The following is a 20,361-nucleotide window of genomic DNA, read 5'->3' as shown; positions in this document are numbered from 1 at the left end:
CCACACTATAAACCTGCTTTAAGCTCTTGGTCGCGCAGGGAGCGGCGCTCAATACGCAATTTACTGGAGGCCGTCGTGCGGCGGATACTATTTAGCCTCGGACTCTTCTGCATTTGGTCTGCCACGCTGTATGCGGAACCGCTGACCGTCTCTATTACCGGTACCGTTGAGCGATTTGCCGCCCCCAACAGCCAGGGGGACCTGCATGGCTTCAATGTAGATATCGTGAATGAAATTTGCCGCCGGCTGCAACGCGAATGCCTCCTGCAGGTGCGCCGATTTCCAGCAGTGCTGCCGGAAATCGAATCCGGCGGCGCCGATATCGGCGTCGCCAATCACCTGAAGACGCCAGAGCGGGCAGCCCGCGTCGCCTTTTCCATACCCTATTGGCGCTCCACCTCCAGTTTTGTCGCCCCCCTATCCCTGTCGCCAAACGACATGGATCTGACCCTGGCCAATCAACCCATCTGTGTTATCAAGGGCACGCGACAGCAAGCCTATCTACAGCAGGTGCATCACGTCGATTCGCAACGTTTGATAACCACAACATCCACTAAAGAACTTGAGGAAAAGGTCGTCAATGGCGCCTGCCGTATCGCCTTGCTGCCAACTTTACAGATTCTCACTTTCCTGCAATCGGAACCCGGCAGCCGATTCACCTTTTACGGTCCTTCTATCGACAGCAATGGCCTGGGGGGCAATGTCCACATCATCGTGCGACCGGATCGTCCCCAGCTACTGAAACAGGTTAATGAGGCGCTGTCACAGATGATTGCGGACGGCACCCACGAGCGCATCACCCAGCGCTACTTCCCATTCAGCATCCGCTAATGCCGGATAGTAGAAACAAACCATCCTTGCCGGGTGATAAACCACGGACATCATTGCGTCGACTCACTGCTTGGTTGACACTCCTGCTGATTGCAGCCTTGGCGGTGTGCGCAGCCTTGCTGGCCAGCTTGTCGCTCAGCGTCATTCAACTGGCGGAAAAAACCGATCAGGAGATGGCTCCCGAACTGATGCGATCCGTCCGGTTTGTCGGCAACCTGGAACGACTGATGGCATTGGGGGACCAACTGATTTTTGTTGAAGATCCGAAACAATGGCAATCCATTACCCTTGCCATGCAGGCATTGGTCTCCCACCCGTCCATGCAATTGAATGGACAGCGCCCGCCCTTGTTGCAGGAAACCTACCAAATGGCGGACCGGATACGACGACTTCGACTAAGCACCAACACGGACGCCAGCAAGACCGATGAAGCCCGCCAACTGTGGCGGGAATACCGACAACGTCTTGAAACACTATCCGGCAACACAGCTGCCTCCACCGTAAGCAACACCACCTCCCTGGCTAAGAACATTGCGCAAAGCGGCCACTCCATTCTAATAGCGGGTCTGCTCGGTGGCCTGCTTTCAATCATCTCCTGTATTGCCCTGTTCTGGGTGATGAAGCGACATCTGCTGCGGCCCCTGCTGACTATCTCCGATGCGCTGCGGGCCGGTGTGCACAATCCCAGCGTACTGGACGCCATGCCCGCCCCGCACTCTGCCGAGATCGCTGATGTTACCACCGCGGTAGCACAACTGGTAAAGGCCCATGATCAACTCAACCATATGGCGACCCATGATCAATTAACCGGTCTGGCGAACCGCTATGCATTGGAAGTTCGTCTGGAACAGGCGATGAACAGTTGCCAGCGTCACCAGACTCGTCTGGCGCTCTGCATGATCGATCTGGACAATTTCAAATCCATCAACGACTCACTGGGACACAGCGTCGGCGACCAACTGCTGTGCGGAATCAGTCAGCGACTACAGGATGAAGTGCGCCACTCGGATACGGTGGCCCGGCTCGGCGGAGATGAGTTTGTCATTCTGCTGGGTGATGCCGGCACCCCAACGCAGGTAGTCCAGATCATCCACAAATTGCTCAAACAGATACAGACCCCGCTACACGCCGGCGACTATCGGCTGGATACCTCCGCCTCTATCGGCATCTGCTACTACCCCGGCGATGGCGAGAACGTCGAGACCCTGTTGCAAAATGCCGATATCGCCATGTATGCCGCCAAGGAGACGGGACGCAACGGTTACCGTTTTTTCGATATGGAGATGAACCGGTTAGCCAGCGAACGACTGAAACTGGAGGCGGCCCTTAGGCGTGCGTTAGAGAAGAATGAACTATTTTTGCACTACCAACCGCAAATTCTGACCGCCACAGGTGAAGTGGTTGCGGTTGAAGCACTGCTGCGCTGGCAGCCCGAAGGGGAGGCGATGATCCCGCCGGACCGTTTCATCCCGGTAGCCGAAGAGACCGGCTTGATCAACCGCATCGGCGAATGGGTACTGGCGGAGGCGTGCCATACCATTCATGCCTGGCGCCAGGCAGGAGTAGAGGATGTCCGAGTTGCCGTCAATATTTCCGCCCGACAGATGCAGTATGACCTGATCGTTCTGCAGACGCGAACGGCACTAGACGAGAGTGGGCTGCCACCCCATTTGCTCGAACTAGAAATCACTGAATCGGTTGCGATGAGTGATGCACAAGCTACCATCGAATGTCTCAACGCGCTGAAGGAGCAAGGTATCAGTCTCGCCATTGATGACTTTGGTACCGGCTACTCTTCGCTGGCGTATTTGAAACGCTTCCCGATCGATCGACTGAAACTCGACCGCACCTTTGTCAAAGACATAGAGACCGACCCGAACGACGCGGCTATCTGCGCCGCCAGTATCGAGCTGGCGCGAAGCCTGGCACTGGAGATTGTTGCCGAGGGCGTGGAGAGTAACGCCCAGCTCGACTACCTTACCCAACTGGGTTGTGATCTGGTACAGGGTTTCCATTTTGCACGGCCATTGCCGCCGGATGATGCCCTGCGCTACATTTTGTCACACCGCTCCAACGCCGCCGCACAGGGTCGCTCCCGGCTACATACCGGCTCCTGATCGAATTCCCGTATCTCAACTCAACCTAGAGAATCGCCGGCGAGCGGGCATTAGAACCAGCGTCGCCAACGGAAAAACGCCAACAGGCCTACTCCCACCAGCAGCATGCCCACCACCACCAGCGAAAAACCAAGGGGATTCTCGGCACCGGGTATGCCGCCCACATTGATGCCGAGCAGGCCGGTCACAAAGGAGAGGGGTAGAAAGATAGCGGCGATAACAGAGAGAATATACATGCGGTTGTTGGTCTGTTCGGTCAGGCTGCTGACCAGCGACTCATGCACCACGCCGGCTCGTTCCCGCGCCGCATCCAGATCTTCCACAAACCGGGTCAGACGATCGGCTGCCTCACGTAGATAGAGGTGATGTTCATCGGAAAACAGCGCTACCCGTTCCGCCGACAATCGGTTCAGCGCTTCCCGTTGCGGTGCCAGGAAACGGCGCAGGGTGATCGCCTGCCGGCGTATGCCGGCCAACCGTTCCCGTTGTTGATGATCTGAGGCGATCAGCACCGACTCCTCGAGTTGATCCACCAGATCATACAGATCGTCGATCACCGCCCCGACCCGGTCAAGTAGTAAGTTCACCAGCATGACCAGGAAATCCCCCGGTCCTTCAGGGCCGCTGCCCCGCGCGATCAACTCACGCAGATCGTCCAGCGACAACAGGCGACGTAAACCCAGGGTAAAGATGCGTCGCTCTTCGATCCAGATGCGCAAACTGACCATATCCTCCGGATCGGCTCCCGGGTTTAGATTGACGCCGCGCAGAAAGATCAACAGGCCACTCCCGGTCTCCACACAGCGCGGACGGGTCTCAGCCTGCAGCAAGGCCTCTACGGTCAACTCGTTCAGACCACTGTATCGATACATCCACTCCTGCACCGAAGTCTTGGAGTAGTCAAGATGTAACCAAAGCCACTGCTCATCGGTTAGTTCAAGAACGGCGACCTGTCGTCCGCTCAACTGCTCCCCGCCACCCCGGCCATTCAGCAACCAGGCATCGGTCAAACCATCCAGTTCTCCAACAGCGCCCAGCTCAAACAATCCGCCACTTTCCCTCTGCATATGACAGCCTCTTTATTAGAAAACCTTCTTCGCACTGGCTGATGCAGATTAACACATCCCCTTATTCCCTGGAACGAACTGCTGTCTATGGCCAAACTGAAGCCCTACCTCACCACCTTGGCGATCGAATTTACCATTGCCAACGCTTGGGCAGTAATTCGGCAAATACATCGCAGGATAAAGGCCGACTTAGAAAATATCCCTGAACCATATTGCAGCCACGCGTTTGCAGAAACGCCAATTGCTCTCGCGTCTCCACCCCTTCTGCGACCGTTTCCAGACCCAATTTCTGCGCCAACGAAATACTCGCTTCCACAATCGCTTCATCGCTGCGGTCCCGACCCAAATCGCCGACAAATGTCTGATCTATCTTCAGCACATTCAATGGGAACTGTTTGAGATACGCCAGCGACGAGTAACCGGTGCCAAAGTCATCAATCGCGGTACGCACACCCATTGCATGCAGCGCATCAAGTGTTGCCGCTGCGTTAACCGGATCACGCATAACGACGTTTTCGGTAATCTCCAACTCCAGGCAGTTACCCGGCATCGCCTCCTCATGAAGGATCTGACCGATCTTTTTCATCAGGTTCCCGTCACTAAACTGGGCAGCAGAGACATTGACCGAAATACGCAATTTGTCGAACCCGGCCTCACACCAACTGCGGTGTATACGGCAGGCCTCCCGCAACACCCATTCACCGACAGGTATGATTAAACCGGAACTTTCCAGCAACGGAATAAACTCGGCCGGGGATATCAGTCCATGGGAAGGGTGTTGCCACCGGAGTAGCACTTCAGCGCCCACCATCTGCCCGTCTTGCAGATTAATCTGCGGTTGGCAATATAAGTGAAACGCCTGCTGATCCAGAGCATGACGAAGATCAGCCTCCATCTCGAGATACTCATGCCCGCGGGCATTCATTTCCGGCGTATAGAAACAGTACTGATTGGAACCGGATGCCTTGGCTTGATACATGGCGGTGTCGGCATGGCGCAACAGATCTTCTACGCTATCCCCATCATTAGGATAGAGGGCGATACCGGTGCTGAATGTCACGTAAACTTCATGATGGCCCAGCTTAATTGGTTGTTCAAAGGCGTCATGCAGCTTTCGTAAAACGATCAGTGCATTGTCTACATATGCCAAATCATCCGCCATGATGGTAAATTCATCGCCACCATGACGGACTATTGTATCGCTGGGTCGCAGACATTGTGTCAACCGTGACGCCACCTGCTGCAGCAACCGATCACCGGAGGCATGGCCCAGGTTATCGTTTATTCTTTTAAAGTTATCCAGATCGAGAAACAGCAAGGCAATACAGCGGTTATTGCGGCGCGCACGCTCCAGTGCCGATTGGAAGTAATCGATCAGGAAAAAGCGATTCGGCAAATTGGTCAATGCATCATGGGTTGCACGGTGCCGCAACTCCTTTTCATAGCGGTGCCGCTCAGATATATCCCGCGCGATGATCGACAGGTCTTCCAACTCACCCTTTTCATCCTGGTGGGCGATAACCACCAACGATACCGGCAGAGATCTATTTTCAACAACAGTAAGTACTGTCTCACCTTTCCAATATCTGTGTTCACGTACATAGGGAATAACATCGACCAACAGCTTCTCTGCCGTATCTTCCGGAAATATATCCTTCAGGCAGCGTCCTTCCAGGACATCATCGCTCTTCAGATCCAACAGGTGACGACCGGCGCTGTTAAGATAACGTAAGCGACCATCGGGTTCGTGAATGGCAACCAGGTCTGGTGTCGCCTCAAGTATTGAGGCAAGTCGTTTTCGTTCCGCTTCGGCTTGTATACGTGCGGTAATATCCCGGCCGGTAGAGACATAGTGCGTCACATCCCCTACATTATTCTTTAAAGGCGTGATCACTTTCTCCTCGTAAAACAGTTCCCCATTTTTGCGCCGGTTGACCAAGGTGTTGTAATAGCTTTCGCCGCGACTGATACAGCCCCATAACTTTTCATAAAAGTTGTCATCATGGTAGCCGGAACGCAGCAGCGCCGGTGTTTGGCCTTTGATCTCCTCCGCGTTATAACCGGTTAATTTCTCAAATGCCGGGTTCACATATTCAATTCGACCCGCTGGGTCGGTAATAAAGATACTGTCGGCAGCCTGTTTGACCGCCAGGGAGAGCTTGCGTAGGGTCTGATCAGCTTCACGCCGCTCCCGCCGCAACCGGGTATCACGCAGTTCGCGATCGACGATCGGCAACAGGCGCGTATAATCACCCTTGATAATATAATCCTGCGCACCGGATCTAATTGCTTCCGCTGCAGCGGTTTCGCCGATGGTTCCGGAAACAAAAATGAAGGGGATATCCGGATCACGGGCACGTACCAGTTCCAGCGCCCGAGAACCCCCAAAACCCGGCATGGAGTAATCGGAAAAAATCATGTCCCAAGGTTTCTCCAGCGCCGCCAGCAATCCGGGCTCGCTGTCAACAAGCTGCCAATCAAAAACCAGACCGCCAAACTTAAGATGATCAATAAACAACAAGGCATCGTTCTCATCATCCTCGATGAGAAGAATATGTAACGGATCCGGACTGGCAAGCAATTTACTCATGGGTAATCTCTTTGTCTCCCGCGCAGTCCGGTGGCGGTTGATTCAACAGCAGCCAATAGAGTCCAAGCTGGCCAGCCACCTTGACAAATTCGTCAAAGTCCACGGGTTTGCGCACATAACTGTTGGCGCCCAGGCTATAGCCCTTAAGCCGATCCTCCTCTTCATTGGAAGAGGTCAGGATAACCACCGGCAACAAGCGTGTGCGCCCATCTGCACGTATCTTGTTCAACACTTCAAGTCCATCTATTTTCGGCAGCTTCAGATCCAGCAGAACCACGGCCGGCAGGTCATTTATATTTCGGTCTGAAAAGTTTCCCCTGGCAAACAGATAGTCCAATGCCTCTACACCGTTACGCGCCACCACAACGGGGTTTTTTACCCGATTGGCCGACAATGCCTCGATGGTTAGCAGTTCATCATCGGGGTTATCTTCCACCAGCAAGATAGTCTTTTCACTCATTGACTCCTCCCTGTTTGGTCCAATGTAAAATAGAACGTGGCACCCTCTCCCACCGTGCCTTCGGCCCAAATCTTTCCGCCGTGTTTAGTAATCACACGCTGCGCGGTAGCCAGACCGATCCCTGTACCGGGAAATTCACGGGTATCATGCAGACGCTGGAATGCACCAAATAACTTTCCAGCGTAAGCCATATCAAACCCGGCTCCGTTGTCCCGTACGGAGTAGACGCAACCCGACTCACTCCCAGGTTCACTGCCGACAACGATTTCTGCACGATCACTCTGGCTGGTGAACTTCCAGGCATTGCCCAAAAGATTGTCCATCAATACACGTAATAGCCGTGCATCACCCTGCGCATACATTTCCGGCTGAATGACCACCTGCACCTGCCGTTCCGGATCTCTTTCCACCAACTCGGCGATCACCTCATGGGCGATTTGCGATATATCCACCAATTCGTGCTTGATTTCGGCACGGCTGACCCGCGATAGCTTCAACAAGTCATCGATCAATCTTGCCATGCGCTGGGCGGCGGCACGCACCCGCTCAAGACGGTCCTTGCCTCGCTCATCCAGAGCCCCGGCATAGTCATTCAGCAGGGTGCGGCTGAAACCGTCGATTGCCCGTAGCGGCGCGCGCAGGTCATGTGACACTGAGTAAGAGAATGCCTCGAGTTCCCGGTTGGTGGTTTCAAGCGCCAAAGAGCGGGCACTCAGACGGTCATTCAGCTCACGAATCTGCATCTCATTCTCCAGTCGTTCCGTAACATCTTCGACAATCCCATCGATATAACTTTGACCGGATGCATCCTGTTTCATCACAGCCGTTATCGCGGCGTGGAAACTGTTGCCACGTAACGTCTTTAAGTGGTACTCCCGTGCATGCACCGATTTTTTCTGCTGCAACATCTTACTGAATGCCTGTTGATCATGATGGTCACTAAAGAAGTCACTGATCGCATATTCCATCAACTCCGCGACCGACTCCGCTTCAAAGATATCCAGCATCGTCCGATTCACTTCAATCAAGTGTCCCGTTTCACCGACCACATTCCGATAAACGCCTATCGGCAAGTTATTGACCAACTCCTGATAGCGCGTCTCAATCAATCGCTGCGCCGACTCGATCTGCTTGCGCGCGGTAATATCCCGGATGATGCCGGTTATCAGCATCTGCCGATCGATACTCAATGGGCTCAGACTGATCTCGACCGGGAACTCGGTGCCATCCTTACGCAGCGCATACAGCTCAGTTTCAACTCCCATTGGTCGTGGAACCGGTTGCGCCGCATAACCATTCCGGAAAGAGACGTGATGCTCCCGGAAACGCTCCGGCACCAACCGCTCCACCGGTTGCCCGACAAGTTCATCACGGTGGTAGCCAAACCAATTCTCGACTTGTGTATTAACCAGTTCGATGCAGCCCTCTTTGTTGACAATGACAATGGCATCCGGAGCCGAATCCAATAGCCGCCGGAAACGTGTTTCGCTGCTACGGATACGCATCTCGCTAATACGCCGCAAACGATCCTTCTGTGCCACCACCCCGCTGATGATCGCCAACAGCAAGGCCAATAATATGAACGTAATGGTCAAATGGCGGCTACGTTCAGCCATATTGGTAACGAATACCGACTCCGGCACATACGTGACCAGAAACCAGGGCTCGGCGTTGCCCCCCAGCGGGGAAGATGCCGGGTCAAGTCGGTGATAGGTGACCAATGCACCGTCATGCAGGAATTGTGATTGCGCCGCCCCCGTCTGCAGCCTTTTCCAGACTTGCGGATAGGTTCGAGCGAAACTGTCCGACCTTTCAGCGTACATAAAACGCCATTCCAGCTCCGGACTGGGTCCCAACAGCCAGTAGCCATCACGGTTGAGCAACCACACGCCGGCAGGACTCTGCCCCTGAATATCACGCAGTCGCTGTAACAGCCGTTGGCCCAGATAATTAACCATCACAAGCCCGCGTATTCGGCGTTCCTGATCAAACACCGGTGAACCTAATCGAATCATTGGTTTTATCGGTTGCTGGAGGCGTCCGTTTTCCACATTCAGGTCAAACGGAGATACATAGACCTCCCCCTCATCCAGAGACAAAGTTTCGGAAACGTAGTAACGGGAAGACTTATCTTGCAGGGCCTTGGCGGGTACCTGCCTGGGTTGCCCATTATTCCAATTGATGCGCACCACCTCACGTCCCAAGTTGTCCAAAAACCTGACCTGATCGTAGAGTCCACGGTGCCGGGTAAAGGCAAGCAAATCCTCACTCAGACGGGCCAAAGCGATCGGGTCATCTGAATCCACCCAACGGTGCAGAGACGATTGCTCCGCAAGATAACGCGTGTCTCCACGCAACATATCGAGTTCGGCGGCAATGATCTGATAGGCCAGTTGAACAGTGTGACGCTCATCGGCGCTCATCACCATTTTCTGCACATTTATATCGGATCGGAACAGCAACCACAGGATCGTCACCAAGAGCCCTATCAACGGCAGCAGTAGGGTGAAAAACTTATAGACAAACCGCCTGTCCGGCATGACCGATCCCAATCCCTGAGGCTACTGGAGAGTATTCACAATGGACCTGCAGGCAACTTTAGACCACTGCCTGGAATATATTAGTATTCTAGTCAAGAATTATGAAACCGCTCGCAAATCTGTGATCGGCGTGTTGATTTTTTATGCCGGATATTTCCCTGTTGTCGCCCCGCCAGAGGGCAAAGCTGCGGACCAATCAGGCCCAGTAAATTGCTCCATTAATCTAGTGAAATTAATGGGTTAAAAACTTTGCAGGAATGTTGTCGAAAGGTAGCCGCAGCGACTGTTCGTGATTGGTTACAAAGAGGGTACATGTTGATGACAGCCCTCTGAATTCTCATACGGAAATTGAGGTTTTCAGATGCCCGGAGCGTGCTGTCGGAGCACGCGCTCCCCCGCCGGCGTCAAGCGATACAACAGACGCGACATTTCCAGTGGCAGCCGTCTCTGCGGTTCAGAGACAATCAGCCCGAGTATTTCCAGGTGGTGTAAGACTTCGGGTAGACAGGGAGTGAGCACCCGGGAGTTTCCGGCCGCTATTGTCTTGAGACAGCGTAGCGCCTGGTCGCCTATTTGTTCCATGTCGATACCTCACGGCAAAACCGATTTAGCGGCGCCAGAAAGAGGGACTCAGCACCACCAACAGGGTAAAGATCTCCAGCCTTCCCAGCAGCATGGCAAAAGAGAGAATCCACTTTGCCGAATCGGATACCGACTGGAAATTGGTAGCCACATCGCCGAGACCGGGACCCAAATTGTTCATGCAGGTCGCCACCGCGCTGAATGCCGTCACCTGATCCAGGCCTTGCCCCATGAGAAACAGCATGAACAGGACGAAGGTGGCGACGTAGACGCTGAAGAAACCGCGTACCGCGTCCGCCACCCGCACATCGATCACCTTGCCCTGCAACTGCAACGGCTTGATCATGGACGGATGCACCAAACGCTGGATCTCCAGTCCGGCACCTTTACCCATAATCACGAAGCGGATCACTTTCATACCGCCGGCCGTCGACCCGGCGCAACCGCCGACAAAACTGATCAGGATCAGCAACAACGGCAACAGCGTGGGCCAAACAGAGAAATCATCGATACCGAATCCGGTACTAGTCACTACCGACGCCACAGTGAAGGAGGCGTAGCGCAGTGATTGCAGAATCCCCGGCTTCGCACCTTCAAAGTAGAGCACGGCGGTGGTCAACAGAATCACCGCCAAGACAAAGAGCAAAAACACCCGCACTTCGATGGCTTGCCAGTAAGGTGCCGGTGACAGCTTTTTCCAGGCCAGGTAATGCACCCCGAAATTGATACCGCCAATCAACATGAACAGGCTGGCGACCGTTTCGATAAACACACTGTTGAAATAGCCGAGACTGGCGTCATGCGTGGAGAATCCGCCGGTGGAAACGGTGGAGAAACTATGGGCAATGGCGTCGAAAGGATTCATGCCGCCCACCCAGTAGAGCAGCGCACAGGCCACCGTCATTACCAGATACAACCTCCACAGCGCCTGGGCGGTGTGGGCAATCCGCGGGGTCAGCTTCTCATCCTTCATCGGACCCGGCGTCTCGGCCTTGAACATCTGCATACCGCCGATACCCAGCATCGGCAGCAGGGCGATGGCGGAAACCACCACACCGATACCCCCGAGCCACTGCATCTCCTGACGGAAAAACAGGATCGACTGCGGCAGTGAATCCAAACCGGTCATCACCGTAGCACCGGTGGTGGTAAAAGCCGACACCGATTCAAACAGGGCATCAGCGATACTCAAACCGGGACCGAAGATAAAGGGCAGGCTCCCCAGCACACTGGTTACCAGCCACAGTACCACCACGATGATAAAGCCGTCGCGGGTACGCAGTTGCGTCTTGTGTTTTGCCGACATCAGCCAGACTACCAGGCCACTGATAAGACTCAGCAGTACCAACAGGGAGAAATGCACGGTCTCGCCGTCGTGATATAGTAGCGACGTGATCAGGGGCGGCAACAGACTGCCGCTGAACATCAGTAACCAGATACCCAGGACGCGGGCGATAATGGAGGGATTCATAAAACCGTGATGAGACTCATTGACTGTCCGATAATCTTATTATCGGAACGATGTTCAATACGGTCACATAAAAAGAGTGTAAAAATTTTACGTTTTTTTTATCTATTGGGATGTCTGCCGCCGGCTCAATGACATCGACAAGATCAGCATAGTGTTAACAGGCCCTAGCATGCTCCTCCAGGACGATAACGACGATCAACTGTTCACGGCCCGACCTCTCGCCTATGCCGGCGCCGTGGTTATCGTACTGATTTCCGTCAGCCTCTCCTTCCTGCTGCACAGGCTGATGCCGCATGCCAATCTATCCCTGCTGTTTCTGACCGGTGTACTGATCATCTCCGCCCGTACCGGTCTGGGCCCCTCGCTGGTGGCCAGCGTTTTAAGCTTTCTCGCCTTCAACTTTTTTTTCACGCCGCCTTATTACACCTTTGAAGTCGCCGATGACGGCGATGTGGCCACGCTGATTTTTTTCCTGCTGATGGCGGCCATTACCGGCAATCTGGCGGCGCGCATGCATCAGGAGATGATCAAGCGACGCCTCTCCCTGCGACGCATCTCCAACCTCTACGAATTCAGCCGCCGCATGTCTTCCGCCACCGACAGCCAAGAGGTGTTGAATACGCTGGTGAATCATTTCGCCCGGTCACATCACTGTGCGGCGGCCGTTTACCTGCCGGACAACCGGAGCGCACCGGTACAGCGTGCCGGCTCCGGTCCTGAGGATAAACTGCCGGACCTGGATATCGAACAAGCCTGGTCAACAGCCAGTATCGACCCGGTCATGCAGGATGCGTGGCAGCTACTCCCCCTGATCACCGATCGGGAGCGGGTCGGCCTCTTGACCGTGCATAGTGGTGAGATGGACAGTGAACAGTTGCAGCTCTCCCGCAGTCTTTGCGAACAGGCGGCGGTGGCCCTGCACCGGACTCAGCTGGTCGCCGACCTGGAGCAAGCACGGCTGGTTTCGGAGACCGAACAGCTGCGCTCCGCCCTGCTGTCATCGGTGTCGCACGATCTACGCACCCCGCTTGCCTCGATCATCGGCTCCACCACCAGTCTGTTGGAGTATGGCGACAGCTTCAGCAACGAAAATCGCACCGAGTTATTGAGGACCGTCGTCGAGGAGGCGCAGCGGCTGGACCGCCACATACAGAACCTGCTGGACATGACCCGCCTGGGCCAGGGTACCCTGAGCCTGCGGCGCGATTGGGTCGATCTGCACGATATCGTCTCCAGCGCCGTGGAGCGGATGCGCGATACCCTGAAGGGGTGGCCGCTGAAGATCGATATCGCCCCCGACGTACCGCTGCTATGGGTGCACGGCGTATTGATCGAGCAAGCCCTGGTCAATCTGCTGGACAATGCCTTGCGCTTTTCCCCGGTCGACGGTCAAATCAGCCTGACCGCTCGTTATGTGGATGACCGGGTGGAGATCCGCCTGTGCGACGAGGGCCCCGGCATCCCGCCCGATGAACGAGAAAAGATATTCGACATGTTCTACACCGCACGTCAGGGTGATCGCGGCAACCTGCACGGAACCGGTCTGGGTCTGGCCATCGTACGGGGTATGATTGTGGCGCATGGCGGCACGGTCACGGCGCACGGTGGGGACCGGGGGCGCGGCACCTGCATGCAGATCCGGCTACCTGTCGGACAATCCGAAAACGGCGAATCCTAACCATGCCAAACGAAACCATCCTGATTGTTGAAGACGAAGCGCAGATACGTAAATTTCTCCGTATCAGCCTGGAAGCGCACCACTATCGGGTGTACGAAGCACGCCTCGGCGAAGAGGGGCTGGCGCTTTGCGCCTCGGTTCAACCGCAATTGATCATACTTGACCTGGGGCTGCCCGACCTGGACGGCCAACAGTTCATCACCCAACTGCGCGAGTGGTCCCACATCCCCATCATCGTATTGTCGGTACGCGCCGATGAAACCCAGAAGGTGGCGGCGCTGGATGCGGGTGCCAACGACTATGTCACCAAACCGTTCGGCATCAGCGAATTGATGGCACGCATCCGCGTCGTACTGCGCGACGCCCATCCCTCCTCCGCCACCGAAAGCCTGTTCGAGTCCCAGGGGCTGCGCGTGGACCTCTCCCTGCGTGAGGTGAGCGTCGACGGCAACCCCATTCACCTGACCAAAAAGGAGTATGAGCTGTTGCGCCTGCTGATCGCCTCACCCGGTAAAGTGTTGACCCACCAGCAGATCCTGCAGGCCATCTGGGGACCCGCACAGCAGGAAGAAACCCACTACCTGCGGGTACTGGTCGGGCAATTGCGTGGTAAATTGGGCGATGACCCGGCCAATCCGCGCTTTATCATCACCGTACAGGGGGTCGGCTATCGACTGGCGATTCCGATCGCGCTGGACGATCGCCGTTGAATACAAACGCCCTATCTATAAAGTCCGATATATCTTGTGCTTTTTTCTTGTCAGGACAAGGCGGTAAAATAGCCGCTTAATGCCCTACTTGGACTCGCATCGCCACGGATGAGCGTCCGATTGTCCCGTCACCGAATGATCGGACATCAGGCCTTAGACGTGATGAAGGACGCCAACAGAAAGGAAGCAAGCGTGTACAACCGCCTGACACAGCATGATTTTCAACTGTTTTCCCATGACGCACCTTGCCTGGACGTCCCGGGAGCCAACCGGAAAGTCAGCCCCTGCACTGAATGTTATTGAGCGAACCCGTGTCGATCTGCCGTGGTCTCATTCGTCGATAGGAGAGATTCAGCGGTTGCAGAGGCACCCGCTGACAACCGATACGGAGTATCCAGCATGACCCAGTCTCTTTTTCTCAATCAGCCCATACTATGCCTATGAATCCGCGTAACCGTGCCATCTTTACCTGTCTCGCCCTGGGCCTGCTTCCCCTGATGTTGGCCGGGTGCGGCGAGAGTGAGTCACAACCGGCGGCCAATGCCATGCCGGCCGCACAGCAAGTCACCGTGGTGGCATTGCAACCGCGCGACCTGCCGGCCCGGTTCGAATATATTGGCCGCCTGGAGGCCTCGCGAGAGGTGGAGATCCGCCCCCGAGTCACCGGACTGATCGAAAAGCGGCTGTTTGAAGAGGGCAGCCAGGTGCAGGCCGGACAGCCCCTGTTCCAGCTGGACCGCGCCCCGTTCGTTGCCCGAAAACGGGCCGCCCAGGCGGCACTGGCCGAGGCCAATGCACGCCTGATTCAGGCGCACCGGGAAGTCAAACGGCTGACCCCCCTGGTGAAATCCCTGTCGGTGAGTCAGCGCGACCTGGATGACGCCCGCTCTGCACGCGACCTATACCGCGCCGGTGTCGCGGCGGCCGAGGCAGAACTGGCCCAGGCACAATTGGACCTGGATTACACCGAGGTGACTGCGCCGATCAGCGGTCGCACCGGCCGCGCCCTTGAGGTAGAGGGTGCGCTCATCTCACCGACCAGCGGCCCGTTGCTCAAGCTGGCTCAGATCGATCCGATCTATGTGCGGTTCTCCGTCGCCGAGAACCAGCAACTGGAGATTGAACGGCAACTGGCCGAAGGGGCCCTGAAGCTACCGCCGCCGCAACAGACACAGGTCGAAGTGCAGTTGGCCGACGGATCAATCTATCCCCTGACCGGACAGGTCGACTTCAGCGATTACCGCACCGACCGCCAGACCGGCGCCTACGACAGACGGGCCACCTTGCCGAACCCGGACGGCCGGCTCAGCCCCGGTCAATTCGTTCGCGTACATATCCAGGGCGGCATTATTCCACATGCCCTCGCGGTGCCGCAGCGGGCGGTACAGGAAGACGCCAAGGGAAAGTTCGTTTATGTGGTCGGCAAAGGTGACAAGGGCGTCAGCATCGCCCAGCCGCGACCGATCGAAGTCGGCCCCTGGGTGGAGCCGGACCAGACGGGCGACACAGAGCGTCTCTGGGTGATCCGCTCCGGCCTAAACGCCGGCGACCAGGTGGTGATCGAAGGCACGGCCCGTATCTTCTTCCCCGGTATGCCGATTCAACCCGAGCCACTGGAAGCGAAAGCCGCCGCCGAACCGACAACCGCCGCCCAGGCACAACCGGGCGAGGGACACTGAGCATGTTGTCGCGTTTCTTTATCGATCGCCCGATCTTTGCCGCGGTGATGTCGATCTTCCTGGTGCTGGCCGGACTGTTGGCCATGCGCATCCTGCCTATCGCCCAGTATCCGGAGATCGCGCCCCCGGTGGTGACGGTACGCGCGGTCTATCCCGGTGCCTCGGCCGAAACCATCGAACAGACGGTGGCGGCGCCCCTGGAAAACACCATCAACGGTGTCGAAAACCTGATGTACATGAGTTCCACCTCCGCCTCCAACGGCGTGCTGGAGATTCAGGTCACCTTCGAGATCGGCAGTGATGTGGACCAAGCCGCCCTCAACGTCAATAACCGGGTCAAGCAAGCCGAACCGCGACTGCCGGAGGAAGTACGCCGCCAGGGGGTAACGGTGGAGAAAGGCTCCTCGGCCTTTCTCCAGGTAATCGCCTTCTTGTCACCGGACGGCCGTTTCGACGATATCTACACCAGCAACTACGTGACCCTAAACGTGCTGGATCGTTTGAAGCGTATTCCCGGTACCACCAACGTGCAGATATTCGGCGCCAAGGATTACGCCATGCGCATCTGGCTGAAGCCGGACCGAATGGCCGAACTGGGTGTCACCGCCAGTGAAATCTCTGACGCCATTAAGGAGCAAAACGCCCAATTTGCCGCCGGCAAGATCGGCCAGCCGCCGATCGGCGGCGGCCAGGAGCTGGTCTACACCATCAATGCCCAGGGCCGTCTCTCTTCCCCGGAAGAGTTCGGCAACATCATCCTGCGTACCGGCGAAGGCACGGCCCTGCTCCGGCTGAAGGACGTGGCGCGAATCGAACTGGGTTCGAAGGATTACGACTTTACCGGTCTCTATAACGGCAAACCGGCGACCCTGGTGGGTATCTTCCTGCAACCCGGCGCCAACTCGCTGGCAGTCGGTGACGAAGTCAAGGCGACGGTTGCCTCCCTGGCGAAACAGTTCCCCGAAGGGATGACCTACTCCATCCCCTACGACACCACCCGCTTCGTCGAGGTATCGATCCGCGAAGTGCTCAAGACCCTGGGCGAGGCCATTTTATTGGTGGTGCTGGTGGTGTTCATCTTCCTGCAGAACTGGCGCGCCACCCTGATCCCGGTGATCGCCGTGCCGGTGTCCCTGCTCGGCACCTTCGTCGGCCTGCATCTGCTCGGCTACACCATCAACACCCTCACGCTGTTCGGTATGGTGCTGTCGATCGGTATTGTGGTGGATGACGCAATCGTGGTGCTGGAAAACATCGAACGCATCATGCATGAAGAACGGCTGGCGGCCCGCGAGGCGGCCCTGAAGGCGATGCGCGAAGTGACCGGGCCGGTGATCGCCATCGTCCTGGTGCTCTGTGCGGTGTTTATCCCGATCGCTTTTCTCGGCGGCTTGACCGGCGAGCTGTACCGTCAATTCGCGGTCACCATCGCCATCGCGGTGGTGCTCTCCGGCTTTGTCGCCCTGACCCTGACACCGGCGCTATCGGTGATCATCCTGCAGAATCAAAGCCGTCACCCGGGACGCTTTTTTGCTGCTTTCAACCGCGGCTTTCACCATTTCACCCGCGGTTATCTGGCCGGTGTAGGCTTCCTGTTACGCCGGGTCAAACTGGCCATTCTGCTCTATCTGATGATGGTCGGCGCCGCCCTGTTCCTATGGGACATCACCCCCGGCTCACTGGTCCCGAGCGAAGATCAGGGCTATTACATCGGCGCCGTCTATCTGCCAGACGGCTCCAGTCTCAGCCGCACCGAAGCGGTCACCCAGCGGGTGATCGAGATCATGCGCTCCGACCCCGACGCGGAACACGTGGTGGCCTTCGCCGGGCTCGATTTCCTTGGCGGCGGCTTCCGCAACAGCGCCGCCACCATCTTTGTCGCGGCGCGTCACTGGGATGAGCGTCAGCGCTCCACCGACGACATGGTCGGCCAGCTGATGGCAAAAAGCGCCGGCATCCGCGAAGCGCTGGTGATCGCCTTCGGGCCGCCCCCGATCTTCGGCCTGGGCAATGCCGGCGGTTTCGAACTCTACCTGCAAAACCGTGGTGAGGGCGGCCCCAAGGCCCTGGCTGCCGCCAGCGAAAAGCTCCTCGGCGAACTGCGCAAGGATTCCCGTATCGTCCAGCCGCTGTCGCTCTGGCGTTCCCGGGTGCCCCAACTCTACATCGATCTGGACCGCTCGAAAGCGAAGTTGCTGGGTGTCGATATCGACAGTCTGTTCACCACCGTGGCCGCCACCCTCGGCACCTTCTACGTCAACGATTTCAACAAGTTCGGCCGCACCTGGCAGGTGCAGATGTCGGCCGAACCGGGCTACCGTGCGACGCCGGAAGATATCGGTGCGCTCTATGTGGCCACCCGGGATGGCGCCCAGGTTCCGCTCTCGACGCTGGCTAAGGTCGAGTACACCTCGGGACCGGAGACCCTGGATCGTTACAACAATGTGCAGGCGGTCAAGATCTTCGGCAATGCCGCCCCCGGCATCAGCTCCGGACAGGCGTTGCAGATTGTCGAAGAGATTGCCGACCGGACCCTGTCCAAGGAATTCAGCTACGAGTGGACCTCGGCCTCGTTCCAGGAGAAGCGTTCCACCGGCACCGCCAACCTGGCGCTCGGCCTGGCGGTGTTGATGGTGTTCCTGATCCTGGCCGCCCAGTATGAGAAATGGTCGCTGCCGATCGCCGTGCAACTGGCCTTGCCGTTCGGTACCTTCGGTGCACTGGCGGCGGTCTGGCTGCGCGATCTCAGCAACGACGTCTATTTCCAGATCGGCCTGGTCACCCTGCTGGGACTGGCCGCCAAGAACGCCATCCTGATCGTCGAATATGCCCTGCTCAAAAAGGCCGAAGGCTACTCCGCCACCGCTGCCGCGCTGGAGGCGGCGCGCCTGCGGTTCCGGCCGATCCTGATGACCTCTCTGGCGTTCATTCTCGGCGTGGCGCCGTTGGCGATCTCCACCGGTGCCGGGGCCGGCGCACGCCACGCGGTCGGTACCGGCGTAGTCGGCGGCATGTTAGCGGCCACCTTCCTGGCTATCTTTTTCATCCCTCTGTTCTATCGTCTGGTTACGGACCGGCGCCTGCGCACCGACCCGCAGGAGTTCGAACAGAAGCCGCACCTGGCACCACACCGGTCACCCCATACCCCCAGCCACCACCCGGGGGGGCCGCAAAGTTAGTGCGGACAGAATGCGTCACCCATCTATACGAAGGAGACTGTCATGGCCTATATGTTGCTGATCCTGGAGCCGCACGGGCAACGCGCCGAACGAACGGAAGCGGAGGGGCGCGACGCCTACGCCGAAATGGTGCGTTTCGGGGAGGGACTTAGCGCGCGCGGCCTGTTACTGGCTAGCGAATCGCTGCGCGGTGATCATCAAGCCGTCCGCGTGCAGGTACGGGAAGGCAAGCCGGCACTGCGTGACGGCCCCTTTACCGAAACCAAGGAGATGGTGGGCGGTTTTTTCCTGCTCGACGGGGTTACCCGGGACGAGGCGATCGCCATCGCCGCTGAGTGCCCGGCGGCACGCTGGGCGACCGTGGAAGTGCGTGAACTCGCCCCCTGCTACAGCGGATAAGCGGGAGAAAAAACGCCTATCAACACGAGTAAAACCGACTCAATTTGACGTTTAAAAGCGTCACCACCCTAAGGAGAGAAAATATGCTCTACAAAGGAAGCTGCCATTGTGGCCGTATCGCATTTGAGGTGGAAGGCGAGCTGGAACGCCTGATGGACTGCAACTGTTCAATCTGTTCCCGCAAGGGTTCACTCCTCTGGTTCGTACCACGCGACAAGCTGCAACTGCTGACCCCCGAGTCCGACCTGAGCGCTTACCAGTTTGGAGCACGAAGCATCCAGCATCACTTCTGCCCCGTCTGCGGTATACACCCCTTCGGCGAAGGCAGTGATCCGGCCGGCAAGCGGATGGCGGCTGTCAACGTTCGCTGTCTCGAAGAGGTGGACTTTAGTTCGCTACCTGTCGATCACTTTGACGGCCTTAAACTCTAATACCTGGCGGCTGAACAGCTATCCGGCCACCCGGTGCTACCACTACCCAGGGTCGGCAAGGTGGCTCGCGATAACCCGAACTGATCCGGGCGCGGCGACCGCGGCTCCGTTGGTCTGTGTCCTGGCCGCGTGACGGGTCATCGACGGGGCACCACCCACTCTCGAAAAAAATTTTCCAGTCATGTCGATTCCGGCCTGCTTCATACGTCATCAAAATAACGGCGCCCTACCGGGGCACCGGCCAACAACCGATCAACATGGAGGAGGAATGAAATGTCTTATGTAGATGGATTTGTGGTTCCGGTACCAACCCGGAATAAAGCGGTATACCAAAAGATGGCCGAAACAGCCGCCGTCGTATTCAAGGAGTACGGGGCGCTGAAACTGGTCGAGTGCTGGGGAGACAATGTACCGGATGGCAAGGTCACCTCTTTTCCCCTGGCCGTCCAGTGCCAACCGGACGAAACGGTGGTCTTTTCCTGGATTATCTGGCCCTCCCGCGAGATACGCGACAAAGGGATGGAGAAAGCAATGACCGATCCGCGCATTCAACCGGATGCCGACGGCATGCCGTTTGACGGGGAACGCCTGATATACGGCAGTTTTGAAATGATCGTGGAGGCGTAG

The 20,361-nt window shown here is 57.0% G+C and carries 16 protein-coding genes; 10 read left to right on the top strand and 6 right to left on the bottom strand.

The window, feature by feature from the left end; translation table 11 throughout:
• Nucleotides 1-75 precede the first annotated feature (75 nt).
• Together ACQY5R_RS08260 and ACQY5R_RS08255 are read left to right on the top strand one after the other, a co-directional pair.
• Entirely contained in the window at nucleotides 76-831 is a 756-nt protein-coding gene (locus ACQY5R_RS08260; RefSeq protein WP_428606847.1) for a substrate-binding periplasmic protein, read from the top strand.
• The gene (locus ACQY5R_RS08255; RefSeq protein WP_428606844.1) at nucleotides 831-2,948 is read left to right on the top strand and encodes a putative bifunctional diguanylate cyclase/phosphodiesterase; all 2,118 of its coding nucleotides are present in this window, start codon (nucleotides 831-833) and stop codon (nucleotides 2,946-2,948) included. The genes ACQY5R_RS08260 and ACQY5R_RS08255 overlap by 1 nt, the downstream gene beginning before the upstream one ends.
• A gap of 50 nt (nucleotides 2,949-2,998) precedes the next feature.
• Here the strand turns inward: ACQY5R_RS08255 and ACQY5R_RS08250 are convergent, their stop codons facing one another.
• The 4 genes from ACQY5R_RS08250 to ACQY5R_RS08235 all read right to left on the bottom strand — a co-directional run bounded on the left by ACQY5R_RS08250 (nucleotide 2,999) and on the right by ACQY5R_RS08235 (nucleotide 9,605).
• The gene (locus tag ACQY5R_RS08250) at nucleotides 2,999-4,015 is read right to left on the bottom strand and encodes a zinc transporter ZntB (RefSeq protein ID WP_428606841.1); all 1,017 of its coding nucleotides are present in this window, start codon (nucleotides 4,013-4,015) and stop codon (nucleotides 2,999-3,001) included.
• A gap of 130 nt (nucleotides 4,016-4,145) precedes the next feature.
• The gene (locus tag ACQY5R_RS08245; protein ID WP_428606839.1) at nucleotides 4,146-6,605 is read right to left on the bottom strand and encodes an EAL domain-containing protein; all 2,460 of its coding nucleotides are present in this window, start codon (nucleotides 6,603-6,605) and stop codon (nucleotides 4,146-4,148) included.
• Nucleotides 6,598-7,065, bottom strand: a complete 468-nt coding sequence (locus tag ACQY5R_RS08240) for a response regulator (RefSeq protein WP_428606837.1) — start codon at nucleotides 7,063-7,065, stop codon at nucleotides 6,598-6,600. The genes ACQY5R_RS08245 and ACQY5R_RS08240 overlap by 8 nt, the downstream gene beginning before the upstream one ends.
• Complete coding sequence (locus ACQY5R_RS08235) at nucleotides 7,062-9,605, bottom strand: sensor histidine kinase (RefSeq protein ID WP_428606835.1); 2,544 nt, start codon at nucleotides 9,603-9,605, stop codon at nucleotides 7,062-7,064. The genes ACQY5R_RS08240 and ACQY5R_RS08235 overlap by 4 nt, the downstream gene beginning before the upstream one ends.
• A gap of 40 nt (nucleotides 9,606-9,645) precedes the next feature.
• On the opposite strand from ACQY5R_RS08235, the gene ACQY5R_RS08230 reads away from it, so the two are divergent.
• A complete protein-coding gene (locus ACQY5R_RS08230; RefSeq protein ID WP_428606832.1) occupies nucleotides 9,646-9,849 on the top strand; it encodes a hypothetical protein in 204 nt (67 codons plus the stop codon).
• A 113-nt stretch (nucleotides 9,850-9,962) separates the two neighbouring features.
• On the opposite strand, the gene ACQY5R_RS08225 is transcribed toward ACQY5R_RS08230, so the two are convergent.
• Entirely contained in the window at nucleotides 9,963-10,187 is a 225-nt protein-coding gene (locus ACQY5R_RS08225; RefSeq protein ID WP_428606829.1) for a hypothetical protein, read from the bottom strand.
• A gap of 25 nt (nucleotides 10,188-10,212) precedes the next feature.
• On the bottom strand, nucleotides 10,213-11,658 hold the full coding sequence (locus ACQY5R_RS08220; RefSeq protein ID WP_428606826.1) for a TrkH family potassium uptake protein: 1,446 nt from the start codon (nucleotides 11,656-11,658) through the stop codon (nucleotides 10,213-10,215).
• A 169-nt stretch (nucleotides 11,659-11,827) separates the two neighbouring features.
• Between ACQY5R_RS08220 and ACQY5R_RS08215 the strand changes: the two genes are divergently transcribed.
• The 7 genes from ACQY5R_RS08215 to ACQY5R_RS08185 all read left to right on the top strand — a co-directional run bounded on the left by ACQY5R_RS08215 (nucleotide 11,828) and on the right by ACQY5R_RS08185 (nucleotide 20,361).
• On the top strand, nucleotides 11,828-13,336 hold the full coding sequence (locus tag ACQY5R_RS08215; RefSeq protein ID WP_428606824.1) for a sensor histidine kinase: 1,509 nt from the start codon (nucleotides 11,828-11,830) through the stop codon (nucleotides 13,334-13,336).
• Between the two features lie 2 nt (nucleotides 13,337-13,338).
• Nucleotides 13,339-14,046, top strand: coding sequence for a response regulator (locus tag ACQY5R_RS08210; protein ID WP_428606822.1), 708 nt, complete (start codon nucleotides 13,339-13,341; stop codon nucleotides 14,044-14,046).
• A 434-nt stretch (nucleotides 14,047-14,480) separates the two neighbouring features.
• Entirely contained in the window at nucleotides 14,481-15,725 is a 1,245-nt protein-coding gene (locus tag ACQY5R_RS08205) for an efflux RND transporter periplasmic adaptor subunit (protein ID WP_428606819.1), read from the top strand.
• 2 nt (nucleotides 15,726-15,727) lie between these two features.
• On the top strand, nucleotides 15,728-18,904 hold the full coding sequence (locus ACQY5R_RS08200) for an efflux RND transporter permease subunit (RefSeq protein WP_428606816.1): 3,177 nt from the start codon (nucleotides 15,728-15,730) through the stop codon (nucleotides 18,902-18,904).
• Nucleotides 18,905-18,946: 42 nt separating this feature from the next.
• A complete protein-coding gene (locus ACQY5R_RS08195) occupies nucleotides 18,947-19,303 on the top strand; it encodes a YciI family protein (RefSeq protein WP_428606813.1) in 357 nt (118 codons plus the stop codon).
• An 83-nt stretch (nucleotides 19,304-19,386) separates the two neighbouring features.
• Entirely contained in the window at nucleotides 19,387-19,734 is a 348-nt protein-coding gene (locus tag ACQY5R_RS08190; protein ID WP_428606810.1) for a GFA family protein, read from the top strand.
• Nucleotides 19,735-20,007: 273 nt separating this feature from the next.
• Complete coding sequence (locus tag ACQY5R_RS08185) at nucleotides 20,008-20,361, top strand: DUF1428 domain-containing protein (protein ID WP_428606808.1); 354 nt, start codon at nucleotides 20,008-20,010, stop codon at nucleotides 20,359-20,361.

This window comes from Sedimenticola sp. (assembly GCF_050289425.1).
Taxonomy (GTDB): domain Bacteria; phylum Pseudomonadota; class Gammaproteobacteria; order Chromatiales; family Chromatiaceae; genus Sedimenticola.
The sequence above is the reverse complement of the archived record's forward strand: the minus strand, read 5'-3'. Positions and strand labels throughout refer to the sequence as shown.

Coding starts and splice junctions, on each gene's coding strand:
- ACQY5R_RS08190 (WP_428606810.1), top strand. CDS start 19,387: ATGCTCTACAAAGGAAGCTGCCATTGTGGCCGTATCGCATTTGAGGTG.
- ACQY5R_RS08210 (WP_428606822.1), top strand. CDS start 13,339: ATGCCAAACGAAACCATCCTGATTGTTGAAGACGAAGCGCAGATACGT.
- ACQY5R_RS08220 (WP_428606826.1), bottom strand. CDS start 11,658: ATGAATCCCTCCATTATCGCCCGCGTCCTGGGTATCTGGTTACTGATG.
- ACQY5R_RS08235 (WP_428606835.1), bottom strand. CDS start 9,605: ATGCCGGACAGGCGGTTTGTCTATAAGTTTTTCACCCTACTGCTGCCG.
- ACQY5R_RS08195 (WP_428606813.1), top strand. CDS start 18,947: ATGGCCTATATGTTGCTGATCCTGGAGCCGCACGGGCAACGCGCCGAA.
- ACQY5R_RS08200 (WP_428606816.1), top strand. CDS start 15,728: ATGTTGTCGCGTTTCTTTATCGATCGCCCGATCTTTGCCGCGGTGATG.
- ACQY5R_RS08205 (WP_428606819.1), top strand. CDS start 14,481: ATGCCTATGAATCCGCGTAACCGTGCCATCTTTACCTGTCTCGCCCTG.
- ACQY5R_RS08240 (WP_428606837.1), bottom strand. CDS start 7,065: ATGAGTGAAAAGACTATCTTGCTGGTGGAAGATAACCCCGATGATGAA.
- ACQY5R_RS08225 (WP_428606829.1), bottom strand. CDS start 10,187: ATGGAACAAATAGGCGACCAGGCGCTACGCTGTCTCAAGACAATAGCG.
- ACQY5R_RS08255 (WP_428606844.1), top strand. CDS start 831: ATGCCGGATAGTAGAAACAAACCATCCTTGCCGGGTGATAAACCACGG.
- ACQY5R_RS08230 (WP_428606832.1), top strand. CDS start 9,646: ATGGACCTGCAGGCAACTTTAGACCACTGCCTGGAATATATTAGTATT.
- ACQY5R_RS08245 (WP_428606839.1), bottom strand. CDS start 6,605: ATGAGTAAATTGCTTGCCAGTCCGGATCCGTTACATATTCTTCTCATC.
- ACQY5R_RS08250 (WP_428606841.1), bottom strand. CDS start 4,015: ATGCAGAGGGAAAGTGGCGGATTGTTTGAGCTGGGCGCTGTTGGAGAA.
- ACQY5R_RS08185 (WP_428606808.1), top strand. CDS start 20,008: ATGTCTTATGTAGATGGATTTGTGGTTCCGGTACCAACCCGGAATAAA.
- ACQY5R_RS08215 (WP_428606824.1), top strand. CDS start 11,828: ATGCTCCTCCAGGACGATAACGACGATCAACTGTTCACGGCCCGACCT.